Raw genomic sequence first — 17593 nt, 5'->3', positions numbered from 1 at the left:
GCCCCGGCGACGGCCCTATACTCGACGGTCATGTCGAACGTCGATCCCGTCCTGCTGCTGTTGACCACCTGCCCGGACCGGGCCAGTGCCGAGCGCATCGCGCACGCGCTGGTCGCCGAGCACCTGGCTGCCTGCGTCACCCGCCTGGACGGCGCACAGTCGACGTACCGCTGGCAGGGCGAGGTCACCACCGACGCCGAACTGCAGCTGCTGGTGAAGACCACCGCAAGCCGTGTCGATGAAGCCATCGCCCGGATCGTCGAACTGCATCCGTATGAACTCCCGGAGTGCATCGCGGTCGAAACCCGGGCCGGCCTGCCGGCGTATCTGGACTGGATCCGGGCACAGACCCGGGAGGACACTGATTGAAGACTCTGTTTGCGCGTGGCGCCGCCTTGTGCGCCCTGTTGTGGCTTTCATTGCCGGCCTTCGCGCTGGATGAAAAAGATCTGCTGCCGGTGGACCAGGCGTTCGCGCTGACCGCCAGCGCGCCCGAACGTGGCCAGATCCAACTGCAGTTCAAGATCGCCCCCGGCTATTACCTGTATCGCCACCGCACCACGGTGAAGGCCGATCCTGCCTTCAATGCCGCTGCGCTGCAGATGCCCGCAGGCAAGAAGCACCACGACGATTTCTTCGGTGAGGTGGAGACCTACCGCGAGCGCCTGCAGGCCACCCTGCCCGGCGCGCCCACCGATGCCGCCGGCACCATCAGCCTGGAAGTGCGTTACCAGGGCTGCGCCGATGCCGGTGTGTGCTACCCGCCGCAGAAGCGCGTGGTGCAGGTGACCCTGCCCGGCGCGGGCGGTTCACCTGCCACGCTGCCGACCGCACGCGCCACCGGCGCCAGTGCGTTCAACAACCCGTTGGCTGGCGCCGGCAGTGGCGGTGGCCTGCGGCTGCCGGGCACCAGCAACAGCCAGGCACTGCCGCTGCCGTCGGAACAGGCATTCGGCTTCGATGCCATCGCCAGCGATGGCAACACGCTGCTGCTGCGCTTCAGCCCGGCACCGGGCTATTACCTCTATCGCGACCGCACCTCGCTGAAGCTGGAAGGCAGCCCCGGGGTACTGGCCGACAAGCCGCGTTGGCCGGCGGCGCAATCGCACCGCGACGAGCACTTCGGTGACGTGGCGGTCTATTTCAACCAGGTGGAAGTGCCGGTGCCGTTGCGCCGCAGCCGTGCCGAGGCCGTAGACAGCACGCTGGTGGTGACCTTCCAGGGCTGCCAGACCGATGGCATCTGCTACCCGCCGATGACCCGCCGGGTGAAGTTGTCGATCCCCGCCGGCAAGGCCAACGCCACCAGTGATGCACCTGCTGCACGCGACGAAGTGATCCGTTCGCTGCCCGCTTCGACCGCTGCCAGCACCCGCGAGGCCGCCAACGGCACGCCGCTGCGCCTGCTTCCGACCGTGCCCAACGACGCGCCGGCCAATGCCGGTGGTGCCGACGCCAGCAACGGCGCGCGCGATGCCTTCGCTGCCGACGCGCAGCAGGACAATGCGCTGCGTACCAAGGCCCCCAGCCGCGTGCCGAAAACCGACAGCTCGTTGCTGTGGGTACTGCTGCTGGCGCTGGGCGGTGGCCTGGTGCTGAATCTGATGCCCTGCGTGCTGCCGATCCTGTCGCTGAAAGTGCTGAGCCTGGCGCAGAGCGGCGAAAGCCCCGAACGCGCCCGCAGCCATGCCATGTGGTACACGCTGGGCGTGCTGGTTGCCTTCGCGGTGATCGGCGCGCTGATGGTCGGCCTGCGCATGCTTGGCAACGCGGTCGGCATCGGTTTCCAGCTGCAGCATCCCGGCGTGGTCGCGGCGTTGGCCTACATCATGTTCGCGGTGGGCCTGAGCCTCTCCGGCGTGTTCACCATGGGCGGCGGCATCGGCAACTTCGGCCAGTCGCTGGCGCGACGCAGTGGCCCGGCCGGCGACTTCTTCACCGGCGTGCTGGCCTGCGTGGTCGGAAGTGCCTGCGTGGGTCCGTTCTTCGGTCCGGCGGTGGCCTATGCCTTCGTTGCACCGCCGGTGGCGGCGATGCTGGTGTTCCTGTTCCTCGGCCTGGGCCTGGCCCTGCCGTTCCTGCTGATCGGTTTCGTGCCGGCGCTGGCCCGTCGCCTGCCCAAGCCGGGCCAGTGGATGGAAACCCTGAAGCACGTGCTGGCCTTCCCAATGTATGCCGCCGCATTGTGGCTGCTGTGGGTGCTGGGCAAGCAGCGCGGTGTGGATGGCATGGCGCTGGCGCTGGGTGGCCTGCTGCTGCTCACCGGTGGCCTGTGGCTGTTCGAGCGCAGCCGCTGGCGCAGCCAGCGCGCGGCCGGGCTGCTGGGCGTGCTGCTGGTGATCGCGGCGCTGGTGCCGGTGTGGGCCGTGACCCAGCTGGCACCGCCGGCTCGTGCCGCGCAGGCGAGCAGCGAGAACGTGGTGGAGTATTCGCCGCAGATGCTGGACCGCCTGCGCGCCGACAACCGGGTGGTGTTCGTCAACATGACCGCCGACTGGTGCGTGAGCTGCAAGGCCAACGAGCGCGCGGTGCTGTCGCGCCCGGAGTTCAAGGAACTGCTCAAGCGCACCAACGCGGTGTACATGCGCGGCGACTACACCAACGTGGACCCGCAGATCACCGCGTTCCTGGATGAGCACAAGGCCGTGGGCGTGCCGCTGTACGTGGTATACGGCCCCGGCGCACCGCCGACGGTGCTGCCCACCCTGCTGACCCAGGCGCTGGTGGAAGAAGCGCTGCTGCGCACCGCACGATGAAGTGGCAACGGCCAGCACTGCTGTGGACAGCGGTGCTGGCTGCCGGGCTTGGTCTGTGGGCCGGCAATCGGCTGGCGCCGGCGCCGGCGGCGCAAACCCCAGCGCCTGTTGCCGTATCACCGCCAGCGCTGCCGATGCTGCGCCCTGGTGATCCGCTGCCGGCGCTGGCCTTGCCCGATGCAGACGGCAACGCGCTGGATATCCGCGAACGGTTCAACGGCCGGCCATTGCTGGTCAATGTCTGGGCCAGCTGGTGCGGCCCGTGCGTGGAAGAAATGCCCGAGCTGGCCCGCTTTGCCGAGGGCCAGGGCACGCGCGGCGTACAGGTGTTGGGCCTGGCGCTGGATACACCGGACGGCGTGCGCGATTTCCTGCAGCGGGTGCCGGTGAACTATCCCATCGTGCTGGATACCCCGGGCCCACGCGATGCCAGCGTGCAGTTGGGCAATGCGCAGGGCCTGCTGCCGTACAGCGTGCTGTTCGATGCGCAGGGCCGGATGGTGAAGGCCAAGCTCGGCCCGTTCGCGCACGGCGAGATCGAAGGCTGGGCGAAGTAAGGTCGGCAGGGCTGCGCCCTGCACCTGCAGAGGCCGAAGCAACAGCAACAGCAACAGCGGGCATTCCGTGGGATGGCGGGGCGGTGTCGGAGTGCGGGGACGCCGTAAACCCATCCCTGGGGGCTTGGCCGCGGCATCCATGCCGCGGACACCCCGCAATCCGACACCGCCCCGCCTCTGACAGATTCCCGGTATCTGGTAGATCCACGCCATGCGTGGATGAATCTCCATCGAAATCGAATATTTCGACAATTGAACGAAGAGCATCCACGCATGGCGTGGATCTACGTGTCGACCAAGGTCGCCCCCTACCAAGAGCAGGCCGTGCCATTCCGACAGATCGCGGAAATCTGTCGAAGGCGGGGCTTGGTAGCCGCATCCATGCCACGGACACCCCGCACTCCGACACCGCCCCACCTCTGACAGATTCCCGGTATCTGGTAGATCCACGCCATGCGTGGATGACTCCATCGAAATCGAATATTTCGACAATTGAACGAAGAGCATCCACGCATGGCGTGGATCTACGTGTCGACCAAGGTCGACACCCACCAACAGCCGCGGAAATCTGTCGAAGGCGGGGTGGGTCCGGTTGCGGGGGCGTGAGCGCCATGGATGGCGCGACCGAGCTTACAGGGACGTACTTGCAGCGTCCCCCGCAACCGGACCCACCCCGCCATCCCACGGAATGCACGCTTCTGCCGTTGCTTCGGCTGTTGCCGTTGAGGTTGCCGGCCAGCGGCCGGCACTACCGCTTCGGCGGGTGCAGGGCGCAGCCCTGCCGGCAACCCCTCCTTGACCGCAGCGGCCCGCGACCCGGAGAATTACGAGATTAATTCTCATTTGCTGTTGCGCAGGATGCGGGCGGCAGCCTCGACGGCCCTCGATCCCGATGTTCAAGAACGTCCTGTTCCAACTGCACTGGCTGCTGGGCATCAGCGCGGGTGCCATCCTGGCCGTGATGGGCCTGAGTGGTGCCGTCCTGTCATTCGAGGATGAGCTGCTGCGCGCAGCCAATCCCGGCTTCGCCGCCATCGCCGAACACCATGCCGACAACCAGCAGCCGCTCGCCCTGAGCGAGCTGGTTCCGTTGCTGCAGGCGGGCAGCGAACGGCCGCTGCAGCGCCTGCGGGTGGATGCCAGCGGCCAGCGCCCATCGGTCGCACGCTTTGCCGGTGGCAAGGACCACTGGGTGTATTTCGATCCCTACAGCGGCGAGCGCTTCAGCGCGCTGCGCGGACAGGCGTTCTTCGATTTCGTCGAGGACCTGCACCGCCATATGGTTGCCGGAGAGCGTGGCTCGTGGATCACCGGCAGCTGCGCGATCGCCCTGCTGTTCTTCACCCTGTCCGGGTTGTACCTGCGCTGGCCACGTCGCTGGTGGCACTGGCGCAGCTGGCTCGCGGTGGAGTGGGCGCGCAAGGGCCGCGGCTTCCTGTGGAGCCTGCATTCGGTGATCGGCACCTGGGTGCTGCTGATCTACCTGATGAGCGCGCTGACCGGGTTGTGGTGGTCGTTCGATTGGTACCGCAACGGGCTGACCCAGCTGCTGGGCGTCGCGCCGCCCGCCAAGCACAGACTCGCCACGGATCTTCCCCTGGATCTGCACAATGTCGAGGCCGCGCTGTATGCGCTGCCCGGTGTGCGCCAGGGCTTCATCGACCTGCGCCTGCCTGAGAAGCCCGGTCAAGCACTCAATGTGCGGGTGATGTCGGCGGATCCCGCGCAGCGCGGCGGCCACCATGATCGTGCGCACGACCTGCTGCAGCTCGACCCGGCCACCGGCGCGGTTCTCGACGCGCGCCCGTACGCACGCCAGGGTGCCGGCGGCCAGCTCACCACCAGCATGTTCGCCCTGCACTCGGGCAGCTTCTTCGGCATGCCCGGACGCATCGTGGTGATGCTCAGCAGCCTGGGCATGTGTCTGTTCTTCGTCACCGGTTGGCTGCTGTACCTGGACCGCCGCCGCGGCCAGCGCGCCGCGCGCGCGCTGCGGCAGACCGTTCCGGCAGCAGCACTCCACGCCGGGGGCACACCGTGGCTGGTGGTGCATGCCAGCCAGAGCGGCCTGGCCGAACAGTTGGCCTGGCGTGCGGCGGCACAGCTGCAGGCGGCCGGCCACGGGGTGCAGGTACTGCCGCTTGCGCGCGTGACGGCCACGCAGCTGCAAGCCACCACACAGGCGCTGTTCGTGCTCAGCACCTTCGGTGATGGCGAGCCACCGGACAACGCACGGCGCAGCGCGCGCCAACTGCTGGCACAGATGCCGGCGTTGTCCGGACTGCGCTACGGCATGCTGGCATTGGGCGACCACCAGTACGAGCGGTTCTGCGGATTCGGCATGCAGATGGACGACTGGCTGACCCGCGCGGGCGCACAGCCGTTGTTCGCGCGAATCGATGTCGATGCAGCTTCGGTGGCGGCGCTGCGCCAGTGGCAGATGCAGCTGACCGGGCTGACCGGCATCGACACCGATGACAGCGTGCTGCCAGCCACCACGGTGATGCATGACTGGCGTCTGCTCGGCCGCACCCTGCTCAACGCCGGCAGCGTCGGTGGCCAGATCTGGAAGATCCGCTTGGCACCACCGGCTGATGTCGATTGGCAGGCCGGCGACATCCTGCATATCGCGCCACGCCATGACGCGCTGCATGTGCACACAGTGCTTCGAGCGCATGGCCTGGATCCCCTGCAACCGCTGCTGATCGACGGTGCTGCGAAAACGCTGTTGGAACAGGCCAGCGAACGCGTGCTGCCCGAAGCCGGCAGTGCAGTGCGAATACAGGATGCAGGGCAGTGGCTGTCAGGCCTGCCAACACTGCCCGGGCGTGAATACTCCATCGCCTCATGCGCCGCCGATGGCGAGGTGGAACTGGTGGTCCGGCTGGTCCACGACGCAGCAGGTCGCGCGGGGCTGGGCTCGGGCTGGTTGGCGCTGCATGCGCCGTTGGAGGGTGGGATTGCGGCCCGCGTGCATCGCAACTCTGGCTTCCATCGGCAGCCAGGCACGCCGATGGTACTGATCGGCAACGGCACCGGCATCGCCGGCCTGCGCAGCCTGCTGCGCGAAGCGGCGCATCACGGTGAGCACGGTCATTGGCTGCTGTTCGGCGAGCGCCAGCGCGCGCACGACTTCCTGTTCGCCGAGGAAATCATCCGATGGCAGGCTGACGCGCACCTGCTGCGGTTGGATCAGGCGTACTCGCGTGACATCGACGATGGCAGCTACGTGCAGCATCGCCTGCATGCTGCGGTGGATGAACTGCACGCGTGGCTGGCACGCGGTGCAGTGATCCATGTATGTGGATCGCTGCATGGCATGGCCGAAGGCGTGGATCAGGTGCTGCGCGAGGCACTGGGCGATGAAGCGGTGGAACTGCTGCTGGAGAACGGACGGTACCGGCGCGACGTGTATTGAGTCCATTCGCCGGGCATGGCCCGGCGTTACCCGTCATGGGTTTCAACAGTAGCGCCGGGCCATGCCCGGCGAAGGCGATCAGGCCATCACGCTGCCGCGCGCGGGCGTCGCTCGGGCAGTAGTCGGAACGCTGCCACCGCTTCGGCCAGCGCCTGCACCTGGGCCTGCATCTGCGCGGTCGATGCGCCGGCCTCTTCCACCAGGCTCGCGTTGCGCTGCGTGCTGGCCTCCATCTGCACGACGGTCTGGTTCACCTGGGCGATGCCCGCATGTTGCTCGTGCGACGCACTGCGGATACCCGCCAGCAACCCGGCCAACTGCTGCACGCTGCTGACGATCTCGTCCATCGTGGCGCCCGCCTGCTCGGCCTGCGTACTGCCCTGGCCTACCCGCGCCACCGAGTCCTCGATCAGTCCCTTGATCTGCTTGGCCGCGTCCGCACTACGCTGGGCCAGCAAGCGGACTTCGGCCGCCACCACCGCGAAGCTGCGACCCTGCTCGCCTGCACGCGCCGCCTCCACCGCCGCGTTGAGGGCCAGGATATTGGTCTGGAACGCGATGCCATCGATCAGCTGGATGATGTCGCCGATGCGACGCGACGACGCGCTGATGCCCTGCATGGTCGCCACCACCTGGCCGACCGCAGTGCCGCCACGCTCGGCAACCTTGGCGGCGTCGCGTACCAGTCCATCGGCCAGCCCCGCCGCGTCGGCATTGCGGCCGACGGTGTCGGTCAGCTCATGCATGGATGCCGCGGTTTCTTCCAGGTTGGCCGCCTGCTGCTCGGTGCGCTGGGACAGATCGTGATGACCGGCGACGATCTCGCTGACACCCACATCCAGGCGCACCGTGGCCTGCTGGATACGGGTGACGATGTGGCCCAGCTGCGCGACAGTGGCGTTGGCATCGTCACGCATGCGGGCAAACACGCCCTGCAGCTCGCCCTCCATGCGCACGCTCAGGTCGCCGCGTGCGAGTGCGGCCAGCAGCGCCTGCAGGTCGCCCAGGTTGGTCTCGAAAGTGGACAGCAGGCGATTGATGCTGGTCGACAGCGTGCGTACGAACCCCTGCTTGCCCTCCAGCGCGATGCGACCCTGCAGCTCGCCATGCGCCGCCGCATCGACCAGTGCCGCCACTTCGGTTTCCAGCAGCGTTTCAAGCGCGCGGCTGCGCCATTCCACCGCAACGCCAAGGAAATGGTCGTCCTCGACGATGGCATTGGCGATCAACTGATACCGGGTACCGGCGTGGCCGATCTCACGCTCTTCGCGCTGACGGACACCGATCAGTCCCGCCAGCGCCGGATGCAGACGGACCGCGTCGCTGCCGAGCAATGTCTCTGCGGGAAGCGCCAGCAGCTGCAGCAGCGCCGGGTTGGCGTAGGCCACCTGCCCTTCCGCATCAACCACCATCAAGCCGGTCTGGGCACTGTCCAGCGCCTGCCGCACGCGCGTGTTACCGCGTGCCAACGCGCGTTCGGTCTCGGTGCGCGCACGCAGGCGCTGCTGCATGTCGACCAGGCGCTGCGCGAGCTGGCCGATCTCATCATTGGCGTTGTGCACGCGCAGCGTGGTGTCGAGCCGGTCATCCGCGATATCGCCTGCAAAGCGCAGGGTGTCCTGGATCGGTCGACGCACCGCGCGCACCACCAGTACCAGGCTGGTGATCAGCACGCCGGCCACCAGCAGCAGGGTAGCCACGAACAGCACGCTGGCCATCCTTGCACCCGATCGCTGACGCAGTTGTGCCTGTTCCAGTGCTGCAACCTGAGCCTGCTGGAAAGCGGTCAATGCCGGGCCCACGGCCGCCGCAGTCTCAAGCAGCGACTGTGCCTCCACGTCCAGGCCGACGCGTGCAGCGGTATAGCCCAGCAATGCGGCCTGGTAGGCCTCCATTCCGTTGCGCACGCGCTCCTGCACGTCAGCTGGCAGGCCGGCCAACGCCAGATCGAAGGGCAGCTTTTCTTCGCTGGCACGATCGGCGTGGGTGGAATCGCCATCGAGCAGCAGCAATGCTTCCTGGCGCCGCATCCGCTGCACATGCAGGGACAGCGCAGGGCGCTCCAGCGCATCCACCTGCGCCTGCAGCGCGTCGGCGGCCTGCTGCAGTTGAGCGGCCAGACCAGCGTCGCCGCGCCCCATCTCATCCACCCGTTCGAACAACGCGGCGATGCCCTGTGAGAAGGCATCGACAGCCTCGGCCATCGCCTGCAGCACCTTGCGCCGGCCCGCGTCCATCGGCATGCCACGCAACGCCTGCAGGTCCTGCTTCAACATCTGTTGCGTGGCCAGCAACTGGCTGCGGTCCGCATCATCGAAACTGCGCGCATACTGGGTCTGCAGGCGCCGGGCCTCGGCCACCCGGGCGGCCAGCGAAGCAACGCGGTCACTGCCGTGCTGGTAGCTGGCCTGATCGCGTGCCGCCTGCGTGCTCGCATGGCTGGTCCAGGCGTGGACGGCGGCGATGGCCACCAGGCCCAGGCTGCAGACCAGCAACGTCGCCTTGAGCTTGTCGGCGACGCTGAGCCGATGTGGCTGCAGCCAGCGCAGCAGGCCAGGGAAACGGGAACGCAACCCGACAACGCGGCTACGCAGGGACCGAAGGTGGGGAACGACGGCCGACATGACAGACTCCAGGCGGAAGGACGCACCTTTATCGACCTAGTTCGACAGAACTTTAGGAAATTTCCGAATAATCTTGACGACGTCTGCATGTTCTACTAGAAGCAGGCGACGGGGCGATGACAGGCTCATTCCCCTTGTCTCACCGCATGAGAATTCTTGCAGGTAGAACCTACTCCTCGAACTGATTTCTCACGACAGAGGTCCAGATGCTCAATGGCTTTCTCCCCAATCAACTCGAGAATCTCGGAGTGCCGATCGGCGTAGTGGTAGTCGGACTTCTCCTCATCCACGCGCTTCGATGGTCGGTTGGATCCCCTACCGAGACGTTTCATCGCTGGCGTGAATCCAAGCAGCGTGACCGGGAGTTCCTACTAAAGCTCAGCGATCACGCAAGTGGAGATGTGGAGGCAAGATGGATAAAGGATCTCGCGCTCCAGGAGGAGTTCCGGCGGCACCACGGGATGATTCTTTCGCGGACAGAACGATTGGCGTACTTGAATCTTCTGTATCAACACGCTCCGACGATCAAGTGGCGCCACATCAAAGGCATAAGCCAGCTGGCGCATCGCAGCAGCGACGGGGATCATATTGAGTTGCGCTTGCCAAAATGGGAGCGAATTGCCCGGACATTTGTAGGCACTATCGGACTTCTTCTATATCTATTCGGCAGCGCCCTTTGGCTGCTCGGCCTCCCCGATCTCCTTCGAGGCGCCTTCCCAGAGATCGTCGCTGGCGTTTTGTTCGCGATACTCGGCGCTGTTACAACGAGGTGGATGATATTCCCGGTACAGAGTTACAGAGAGATAGCCAAGGTTTGCGGCGAAAAGGATGTTCCTGTGAGTATCAGCCTTCCAGTGCCCAAGTCCTGAACAAGCTTCAACATGCGTCAAGCCCGATACGGGTACGCCCCGAGGCTTGACCTCAACCCCGGTTGCGGTAGCACAGTGGAGCCCCCCGCCCGTGGTGCCTGCCATGTCCATCGACGTCCCCCGCTACCTGCAGCGCCTGCAGCTGGATGCCCCGCCACCGCTCACGCTGGCCGGGCTGACCCTGCTGCAGCAGCGCCACAACGCCCTGCTGCCGTTCGAGACCCTTACCAGCCTGCTGCGCGATGCGGTCGCCATCGACCTGGACAGCGTCCAGCACAAGCTGCTGCACGCGCAGCGCGGCGGCTACTGCTTCGAACTCAATGGCGCGTTCCTGGCCCTGCTGCAGGCCCTGGGCTTCGATGCGCAGCCGCTGAGCGCACGGGTGCTGCTGTCGACTGCAGAGGGCGAGCTGACCGCGCGTACGCACCTGCTCCTGCGGGTGCGTCTGCAGGAAGCGGACTGGTTGGTCGATACCGGCTTCGGCAGCCTGACCCCGACCGTGCCACTGCGCCTGCATGAGACCGCAGTCCAGGACACACCGCATGAGCGCTACCGCGTGCGGCTGCTGGACGATGGCGACTTCATGCTTGCCGCCGAAGCAGGGGATGACTGGCGGGCGCTGTACCGCTTCGACCTGCAGCCACCGGCGCCGATCGATAACGAAGTGGGCAACTGGTACGTGTGTACGCATCCGCAGTCGAGCTTCCCTGGCCAACTGCGTGCATCACTGACCGGGCCGGACTGGCGACGCACCATCGGCAGCGGCAACTACACCGAATATCGCCCGGGCCGGGTACCGGCCAAGCGCCCGCTGCGCGATGTGCAGGACGTGCGCGAGGTGCTGCAGCAGGGCTTCGGCATGCGCCTTCCGGACGATCCGCGATTGGATCCGGCCATTGCCGACTGGCTGCAGCGATCGCGCGCCGCGTCCGTGTAGCGCCACGCGATGTTCGGCTGCTGACCTCTGGGCTATGAGGTGACGGGCGCCTGCAGGGCGATCCGGTTGCCCTCGCTGTCGCGGATCTCGGCCACCCGCCAGACACCGGCCACGTCCGGGCCGAAGCACAGCACCGCGCCAGCCTGAAGGGCACGCTGCAGGCTGTGATCCAGATCGTCCACGCCCATGTAGATACGCGGACCCTGCTCCGAGGGCAGGTAGTCAGCACCGTGCACCAGCGCCATGCTGGCACCCGCGCCCCTATCGTTGAATGGCAGGTACGCCATCCGGCAGTCATGCACGTTGATCGGGGTAGCGATGTCCACCTGCAGCCATTGCCGATAGAACGCCATGGCACGGTCCAGGTCGGCAGCGGGAACTTCAACGTGCAGGATGGGATTCATGGTGATCAGGCTGGGCATGCAGGCGGATGAAACACAGGATCGCAGCTCTGCACACCACACGATACGGCCACAGCTGGCATGCTGGAACGCCCCGCCGTACCGGAGTCCACCAATGTCCCTGGCCGATCACCGTCATGCGTTGGCCCCGCTCGGCTACCTGCGCGTAGCCATCAACCTCGGCAACCCGGTGCTGGCCCAAGGCGACGCCGATGCACCACGCGGGCCATCGGTGGAACTGGCCACCGCGCTGGCACAGCGGCTGGGTGTGCAGGCCCGCTTCAGTTGCCACAACGCCGCCGCATCAGTGGTGGCAGCGGCGAGCGACGATGCGTGGGACCTGGCCTTCCTGGCGGTGGACCCGGCACGCGCCGACCGCATTGCCTTCAGTGCACCGTATGTGGAGATCGAAGGAACCTACCTGGTGCGCGATGACAGCCCAGCACGGCAGGTTGCAGATCTCGATCGCGACGGGCTGCGCATCGCGGTGGGACGCGGCGCCGCCTACGATCTGTTCCTCAGCCGCGAGCTGCGCCAGGCAACGATTGAACGTGCCGACACCTCGGCCGCCGCCATCACCCTGTTCGACCAGCAGCGGCTGGATGCAGCGGCCGGCGTACGCCAGCCCCTGCAGGCCTGGGCACAGGCACACCCCGGCCATCGCGTGCTGGCAGATCGCTTCACCGTCATCCAGCAGGCGGTCGCAGCGCCCGTTGCACGATCCGCGGCGGCGTTGCAGGCACTGTTCGCCGAAGTGGAAACGATCAAGGCCGAGCCGCTGCTGGGCGAGGCCTTCGCACGTGCCGGGCAGGCGGTCACGCTGCTGCGCTGACGCACACGCCACAGCATCGCGCCTGCGCGACGGGCGCTACCCCACGTCTGCGGCCTGCATGTGCCGCACGTGCTCGGCGGCCTGCGCGTGCAACCAATCGCGGAAGACCAGGAAACCACGGTGCCGCACCGAGCGCTGCGGATACACCAGCCAATGCGGCCACGCGGTCTTCAGGCGCAGGTCCGACAACGCAACCAACTGGCCGGAATCCAGCAGCAGCCGCGCCCGCGTGACCCGCCCCAGTGCAACACCAACGCCGTCCAGTGCCGCGCGATGGTGGGCTTCGGAATCATCCAGCACCGCCACGAACCGCGCAGGCGGGCGTTCGCCGATCAGCGCGAACCATGCGCCCCACGCGCCGTCGGGGTCTCCCAGCAGCGGCCACTGCGCCAACGGGACGTGGCCGATGCCGCCCATGCGCTCGATCAGTGCCGGGCTGGCCATGGGCAGCAGCCATTCGTCGAACAACGGTTCCACCACCAGTCCCGGCCATTGTCCGCTGCCCAGCCGCAGCGCTGCATCGAACTGCAGTTGCCGGTCGAAGTCGATCAGCCGCTCGCTCGACTGCAGATTGATTTCGATCTGTGGATGCGCGGCCACGAAGTTGCCCAGCCGTGGCACCAGCCATGCGCTGGCCATCGACGGCACGGCACTGATGGTGAGCACATGCTCGGGTCGCGCAGCGTAGGGCTGGAAGGCGTCGTTGATCGCATCCAAGTGGGGGCCGACCTGATCCAGCAGCCGCTGCCCTTCCAGGGTCAAGGCCACACCCCGCGCCTGCCGTATCAGCAGCGGCTGGCCCAGGCGCTCTTCGAGCTGGCGCATCTGATGGCTGAGCGCACTGACCGTCAGGTTCATCGATGCGGCGGCGCGGGACAGGTTGCCCAGGCGTGCGGCAGCGACGAAGCCCTGCAGGGCATGCAGCGGTGGGCGGGACATAAGCCTTGAATTCCTCTCAAGTCGACCTTGCGGAAATGTCGCTTTTTGCGCCCCCATGCTGCCCCTATCGTGCATTCCACTCAAGTGGAGGCACGATCATGAACATCTTCAGCGGTCTGTTGTTCCTGCAGGGTCATGTGACCAACGTTGCCCTGGCCCAGCGCCTGGCCGAACCGGTTCCCGCAGCGCCCGATGCGCGCCAGGCACCGCGGCCGGCCAACGTCCCGGCCACCTCGGGAAGTGTCACCACCCGCGCTGCAGGTGCTCCGGCAACCACGGCTCCGGATCGATAGCGAGCGCGCGATACGCATCGATGGCTTCGCGCAGTGCGGCCACACCGACCGGCGTGCGCAGGCTTTCCTCTTCCGGCACCTGCGCTGCGGCCCAGTCATGCAGCCGGTCCAGACGCTGGACCATCGCCGCCCGCAGCCACAGCCGCAGCGGATACGTGTGATAGCCCTGCTGTGCCAGCGCACGTACCGCCTCGGCCAAGGCGGCGTTGGCCCCGCGCACCCATTCGGTGCGCCCACCGGCCTTGTCCTGCACCGTCATCGGTGCCGGCGCACGATGCAGTTTGAAGGGCCGGCGCAACTGCAGTTCCAGGTCACGCGCATCCCGCTCTGATTCCGCCTCGACCAGCGCGCCCGCTTCCAGATCGAAGAACTCGAACCAGCGCCGATGCAGCGCACTGATCCGACCCAGCGGATCGCGCGAGAAACCAATCTTCGCGTAGTCCTCCCAGGCACAGGGAAAGACGTAGGCGAACACGCGGCCATCGATGCGGATGTCGGAATCCATGGCCACAGGATCACCTGACGGGCATTCGCAGGATGTGCAGCCAATGCCCGCGACAGGCAAGCTTCCGGCTACGCTTGCACGCCATGCCTTCATCACACGCCCCTCGCCTGCCGGTGTCATCGATCACGATCGATGCCCTCTCCCTCGACATCCTCCAGCAGCAGCATGCGGAACTGCGACGACCGCCGGCCTCGCTGACCAAGCTGATGACGGCCTACACCGCGTATGACCTGCTCGCGCAGTCGGGCGGTTCGTGGTCGGACACGATCGCCATCGATCCGTGCGACGTACGCGAGGTGGCCGACGATGAAACGCGGATGGGCCTGGTGCCCGGCGAACGCATCGCCCTCGGCAGACTGCTGGAGGGCCTGATGGTGGTTTCCGGCAACGATGCCGCGCTCGCCCTGGCCCGTCACCTGGCCGGATCGCAGGCGGCGTTCGCGCAGCACATGAACGACCACGCGCGGGCGCTGGGCCTGCACGATACGCACTTCATCTCCGCGTCCGGCATCACCACCCCGGGCCATCTGTCGACCGCGCGCGACATGGCGATGCTGGCCGCCCACCTGCTTGCCCGCTACCCCGATCTGCTGGCAATCACCGCACAGCGCAGCTTCGCGCACCGCACGCTGCAGAAGGCGAACCAGAACGCCCTGCTCGGCGAAAACGGTGTGGATGGCTTGAAGACCGGTTACACCCAGGCTGCGGGTTTCTGCCTGGCGGCCACCGCCCGTCGCTGGTGCGCTGGACACGCCCTGCCGCTGCGCCTGATCAACGTGGTGCTGGGCGCTGATTCCCGTGCGTCGCGCGATGAGCAGGTGCGGGCGCAGCTTGATGCGGGCTTTGCCATTGCCGCGGCGGCCGAGGCCCAGCGTGTGTGACGGGCAGACCGGGCAGACACCACGGGCAATGCGCTCTATAGTCCAGCGCCCGAAGGAGTACCCCATCGATGGATCGACGTCTCTTGTGCTGGATGCTTGCGCTGTTCTGCACGTTCTCTGCGGCACTCACCCATGCCGGTGAACTCGCTCCTGCCGAGAGCGACGCGCTGCAGAAGGACGTGCGATCGCTGCTGTCCACGTTCGCCCGCGGCGATACCGATGCCATGATCGCGCGCACCCATCCCAGCGTGAAGCGGTTTGCCGGCGGCGATGCGGCCTATGCCAAGGCCGCACGCGATGCGATGAAGACACTCGACGACATGGGCGTGAAGGTCATCAGCGATGATGTCGGTGAACCGACCCGCACCTATGCTGCCGGCGCCGAAGAAGTCTGCTTCGTGCCACGGACCACGGTGTTCACCGTCGACGCTCAGACGGTGAAAAGCCTCGCCTTCATGGTCGCCATCCGGCCGGTGGGCGGTACGCAGTGGCGCTACATCGATGGTGCCGCGATGCAGGCGATGCCGGAGCTGCTGCGACAGCTGTTGCCGGACCTGCAGCCTGACGTGCCACTGCCCCCGGTCCGCGTCGAGCAACTCCAGGTCGCTCCGCGCACATGATTCAGGTGCTGCGCTTGACGATGGCGACGATCACGCGCTCCAGCTCGGCCTCGGCGGCCGCATGTTCCACCGCATCGGCCGCAACCGCTTCAGACAGGGTTTCGGCGGCACCAAGGATGGCCCACAGGCCGCTGGCCGGTACGACCTCTCCCGCTGCGAACGGTCCCAGCCACTGCGCGCACTTGTCGATGAAATCCTGCTGATAGCGACGGCGCACCTCCCGCAGTTCCGGCGATCCCGCCAGCGCAGCGAGAATGTCCTGGATCTCGCTGCCCTGTGACAGCACGCAATCGATATAGCCGGAGGCGATGGCATGCGCGCGATCCTTCAGCCGCGCCTTCGCGCTGCCGATGCGCTCATCGAAGACCACGGTCTGCCTCTGGTCATAGTCGGCATACAGCGCAGCCAGCAAACCGTTGCGGGTTTCGAAGTGGTCGTAGGCCAGCGGTTTGGCGACACCCGCCGCCTCGGCCAGGCGACCCAACGTCAGCGCATCGGTGCCCTCTTCGCCGACCAGCGCCCACGCCACGTCCAGCAGCTGGCGGGCACGCTGTTCGCGGGTCAAGCGACGACGGGGCTCAGGCACGGCAGGGCTGGAAGACAAGGGTGATCGTCAGAGTGCAGGGGTTCCGATCTTACGTCCGATGTCCACCGCCGTCTGCAGATGCGTTTCGGCCATGCCGCTGTCGGCATCCAGCAGCAGCGTGGATGACAGCACCGGCGCTCCGCAGTAATCGAAGATGCCCTGATCGATCTGGGTCTTCATCGCCTCGCCATAGCCACGCCGGTCGATCATCTGCTGGCCGGCGCCGCCCAGCCCCACCAGATGCACCTGCAGCCGCTGCAGCTTCTTTTCCACCTTGCCATCGGCACCTTCGTCATAGGCCCAGCCCTGGGTGAACACGCGATCGATCCAGCCCTTCAGCAGCGCCGGGAACGACCACCAGTAGAGCGGGTAGACCAGCACGAGCGTGTCGGCCGCATCCAACCGCGCGTGCTCGGCAGCCACATCGGCCGGCAGCGCTGTGGTTCTGCGGAAGAACGCGTGGTCCTGCGCGTTGAAGCGAGGATCGAAACCTTCCGCCATCAGATCCACGGTGGTGACCGTGTTGCCGGCGTCGGCGTTGACGATGGCCTCGCCGATCCGCACCGCTATGGCGTGGGTAAGCGAGGATGGTTCAGGGTGGGCAACAACGATATGGGTGTGCATGGCAGCAGCTCTCGGGCTCATTAGCTACCAATAGTAACTAGCGAGCGGTCGAGCAACAGCATCACCGATAGGACGCTGTCGCGCGGCTCATGTGAGAACCCTACATGCATGGGAACCCACGCCCTCCATGCAGCGTTCACCGAACCTGCTCCGGACTGCAACGGACGCCCACGTAAGGTCACCGCTCTCCCCCAGCAAAGGTGTCGACGCATGGCCATCAAGACCGCAGAAGACCTGTTCATCCACGAACTGTCCGATATCTACAGCGCCGAGAAGCAGCTGACCAAGGCTCTGCCGTGGCTGGCCCGCGCAGCAGAAAATCCCGAACTGGCCACCGCCTTCGAGACCCACCTGGAAGAAACCCAGGGCCAGATCGAACGCATCGACCGGGTTGTCGAGCTGCTGGGCATCCGCCTCAAGCGGATCAAGTGCGCGGCAATGGAAGGCCTGGTAGAGGAAGGAAAGGAAGTGATCGATACCATCGACGAAGGGCCGGTGCGCGATGCCGCCTTGATCGGTGGTGCACAGAAGGTCGAGCACTACGAGATCGCTTCCTACGGCACCATCGCCGCCCTGGCCAAGCAGCTGGGCTACAAGGAGGCGCTGCCGCTGTTGCTGGAAACGTTGGAAGAAGAAAAGGCCACTGACGAGAAACTGACGTTGCTGGCCAAGAGCGGCGGTAACGCGCGGGCTGCTCAGGCCGCCTGATTCCATGGCAGACGCATGGCCGATGCCGCCAGGGAGGGCGGCC

The 17593-nt window shown here is 66.5% G+C and carries 17 protein-coding genes; 11 read left to right on the top strand and 6 right to left on the bottom strand.

Annotated elements, in window-relative coordinates; genetic code table 11:
* The first annotated feature begins 30 nt into the window (after positions 1 to 30).
* From cutA to HFK18_RS07040, 4 genes are all read left to right on the top strand, one after another.
* Positions 31 to 369, top strand: a complete 339-nt coding sequence (cutA, locus tag HFK18_RS07055) for a divalent-cation tolerance protein CutA (RefSeq protein WP_099820496.1) — start codon at positions 31 to 33, stop codon at positions 367 to 369.
* The gene (locus tag HFK18_RS07050) at positions 366 to 2756 is read left to right on the top strand and encodes a protein-disulfide reductase DsbD domain-containing protein (RefSeq protein ID WP_180165342.1); all 2391 of its coding nucleotides are present in this window, start codon (positions 366 to 368) and stop codon (positions 2754 to 2756) included. Before cutA ends, HFK18_RS07050 begins: the two co-directional genes overlap by 4 nt.
* Complete coding sequence (locus tag HFK18_RS07045) at positions 2753 to 3313, top strand: TlpA disulfide reductase family protein (protein WP_180165340.1); 561 nt, start codon at positions 2753 to 2755, stop codon at positions 3311 to 3313. The genes HFK18_RS07050 and HFK18_RS07045 overlap by 4 nt, the downstream gene beginning before the upstream one ends.
* Before the next feature lie 892 nt (positions 3314 to 4205).
* Positions 4206 to 6731 (top strand): sulfite reductase flavoprotein subunit alpha, encoded by a 2526-nt coding sequence (locus tag HFK18_RS07040; RefSeq protein ID WP_180165338.1) that lies wholly within the window; start codon positions 4206 to 4208, stop codon positions 6729 to 6731.
* A gap of 86 nt (positions 6732 to 6817) precedes the next feature.
* Here the strand turns inward: HFK18_RS07040 and HFK18_RS07035 are convergent, their stop codons facing one another.
* On the bottom strand, positions 6818 to 9355 hold the full coding sequence (locus HFK18_RS07035; protein WP_180165336.1) for a methyl-accepting chemotaxis protein: 2538 nt from the start codon (positions 9353 to 9355) through the stop codon (positions 6818 to 6820).
* A 206-nt stretch (positions 9356 to 9561) separates the two neighbouring features.
* Between HFK18_RS07035 and HFK18_RS07030 the strand changes: the two genes are divergently transcribed.
* Positions 9562 to 10224: a hypothetical protein gene (locus tag HFK18_RS07030; RefSeq protein ID WP_180165334.1), complete on the top strand. Its 663-nt coding sequence runs from the start codon at positions 9562 to 9564 to the stop codon at positions 10222 to 10224.
* A gap of 103 nt (positions 10225 to 10327) precedes the next feature.
* Positions 10328 to 11161 carry an arylamine N-acetyltransferase gene (locus HFK18_RS07025; RefSeq protein ID WP_180165332.1) on the top strand — a complete coding sequence of 278 codons (834 nt, stop codon included), beginning with the start codon at positions 10328 to 10330 and terminating at the stop codon, positions 11159 to 11161.
* A gap of 32 nt (positions 11162 to 11193) precedes the next feature.
* Here HFK18_RS07025 and HFK18_RS07020 read toward each other — a convergent pair whose 3' ends face one another.
* On the bottom strand, positions 11194 to 11565 hold the full coding sequence (locus tag HFK18_RS07020; RefSeq protein WP_180165329.1) for a VOC family protein: 372 nt from the start codon (positions 11563 to 11565) through the stop codon (positions 11194 to 11196).
* Positions 11566 to 11677: 112 nt separating this feature from the next.
* Between HFK18_RS07020 and HFK18_RS07015 the strand changes: the two genes are divergently transcribed.
* Positions 11678 to 12394, top strand: a complete 717-nt coding sequence (locus tag HFK18_RS07015; protein WP_180165327.1) for a transporter substrate-binding domain-containing protein — start codon at positions 11678 to 11680, stop codon at positions 12392 to 12394.
* Between the two features lie 36 nt (positions 12395 to 12430).
* Here the strand turns inward: HFK18_RS07015 and HFK18_RS07010 are convergent, their stop codons facing one another.
* Positions 12431 to 13333, bottom strand: coding sequence for a LysR substrate-binding domain-containing protein (locus tag HFK18_RS07010; RefSeq protein WP_180165325.1), 903 nt, complete (start codon positions 13331 to 13333; stop codon positions 12431 to 12433).
* 98 nt (positions 13334 to 13431) lie between these two features.
* Here HFK18_RS07010 and HFK18_RS07005 point away from each other — a divergent pair, with 98 nt between their 5' ends.
* Positions 13432 to 13626: a hypothetical protein gene (locus HFK18_RS07005; protein ID WP_180165322.1), complete on the top strand. Its 195-nt coding sequence runs from the start codon at positions 13432 to 13434 to the stop codon at positions 13624 to 13626.
* Here HFK18_RS07005 and HFK18_RS07000 read toward each other — a convergent pair.
* Positions 13577 to 14131, bottom strand: a complete 555-nt coding sequence (locus HFK18_RS07000) for a GIY-YIG nuclease family protein (protein ID WP_180165320.1) — start codon at positions 14129 to 14131, stop codon at positions 13577 to 13579. The two genes, HFK18_RS07005 and HFK18_RS07000, sit on opposite strands and share 50 nt — an antisense overlap.
* 83 nt (positions 14132 to 14214) lie before the next feature.
* On the opposite strand from HFK18_RS07000, the gene HFK18_RS06995 reads away from it, so the two are divergent.
* Together HFK18_RS06995 and HFK18_RS06990 are read left to right on the top strand one after the other, a co-directional pair.
* A complete protein-coding gene (locus tag HFK18_RS06995; protein ID WP_180165318.1) occupies positions 14215 to 15012 on the top strand; it encodes a serine hydrolase in 798 nt (265 codons plus the stop codon).
* Between the two features lie 68 nt (positions 15013 to 15080).
* Positions 15081 to 15632, top strand: a complete 552-nt coding sequence (locus tag HFK18_RS06990; RefSeq protein WP_180165316.1) for a hypothetical protein — start codon at positions 15081 to 15083, stop codon at positions 15630 to 15632.
* 1 nt (position 15633) lies between these two features.
* On the opposite strand, the gene HFK18_RS06985 is transcribed toward HFK18_RS06990, so the two are convergent.
* Positions 15634 to 16197, bottom strand: coding sequence for a TetR/AcrR family transcriptional regulator (locus HFK18_RS06985; RefSeq protein WP_180165632.1), 564 nt, complete (start codon positions 16195 to 16197; stop codon positions 15634 to 15636).
* Between the two features lie 48 nt (positions 16198 to 16245).
* Entirely contained in the window at positions 16246 to 16842 is a 597-nt protein-coding gene (locus tag HFK18_RS06980; protein ID WP_180165314.1) for an NAD(P)H-dependent oxidoreductase, read from the bottom strand.
* Between the two features lie 210 nt (positions 16843 to 17052).
* On the opposite strand from HFK18_RS06980, the gene HFK18_RS06975 reads away from it, so the two are divergent.
* Positions 17053 to 17550, top strand: a complete 498-nt coding sequence (locus HFK18_RS06975) for a DUF892 family protein (RefSeq protein WP_180165313.1) — start codon at positions 17053 to 17055, stop codon at positions 17548 to 17550.
* Positions 17551 to 17593: the final 43 nt, after the last annotated feature.

This window comes from Stenotrophomonas sp. SbOxS2 (genome assembly GCF_013416715.1).
In the GTDB taxonomy this organism is placed as follows: Bacteria; Pseudomonadota; Gammaproteobacteria; order Xanthomonadales; family Xanthomonadaceae; genus Stenotrophomonas; species Stenotrophomonas lactitubi.
The sequence above is the reverse complement of the archived record's forward strand: the minus strand, read 5'-3'. Positions and strand labels throughout refer to the sequence as shown.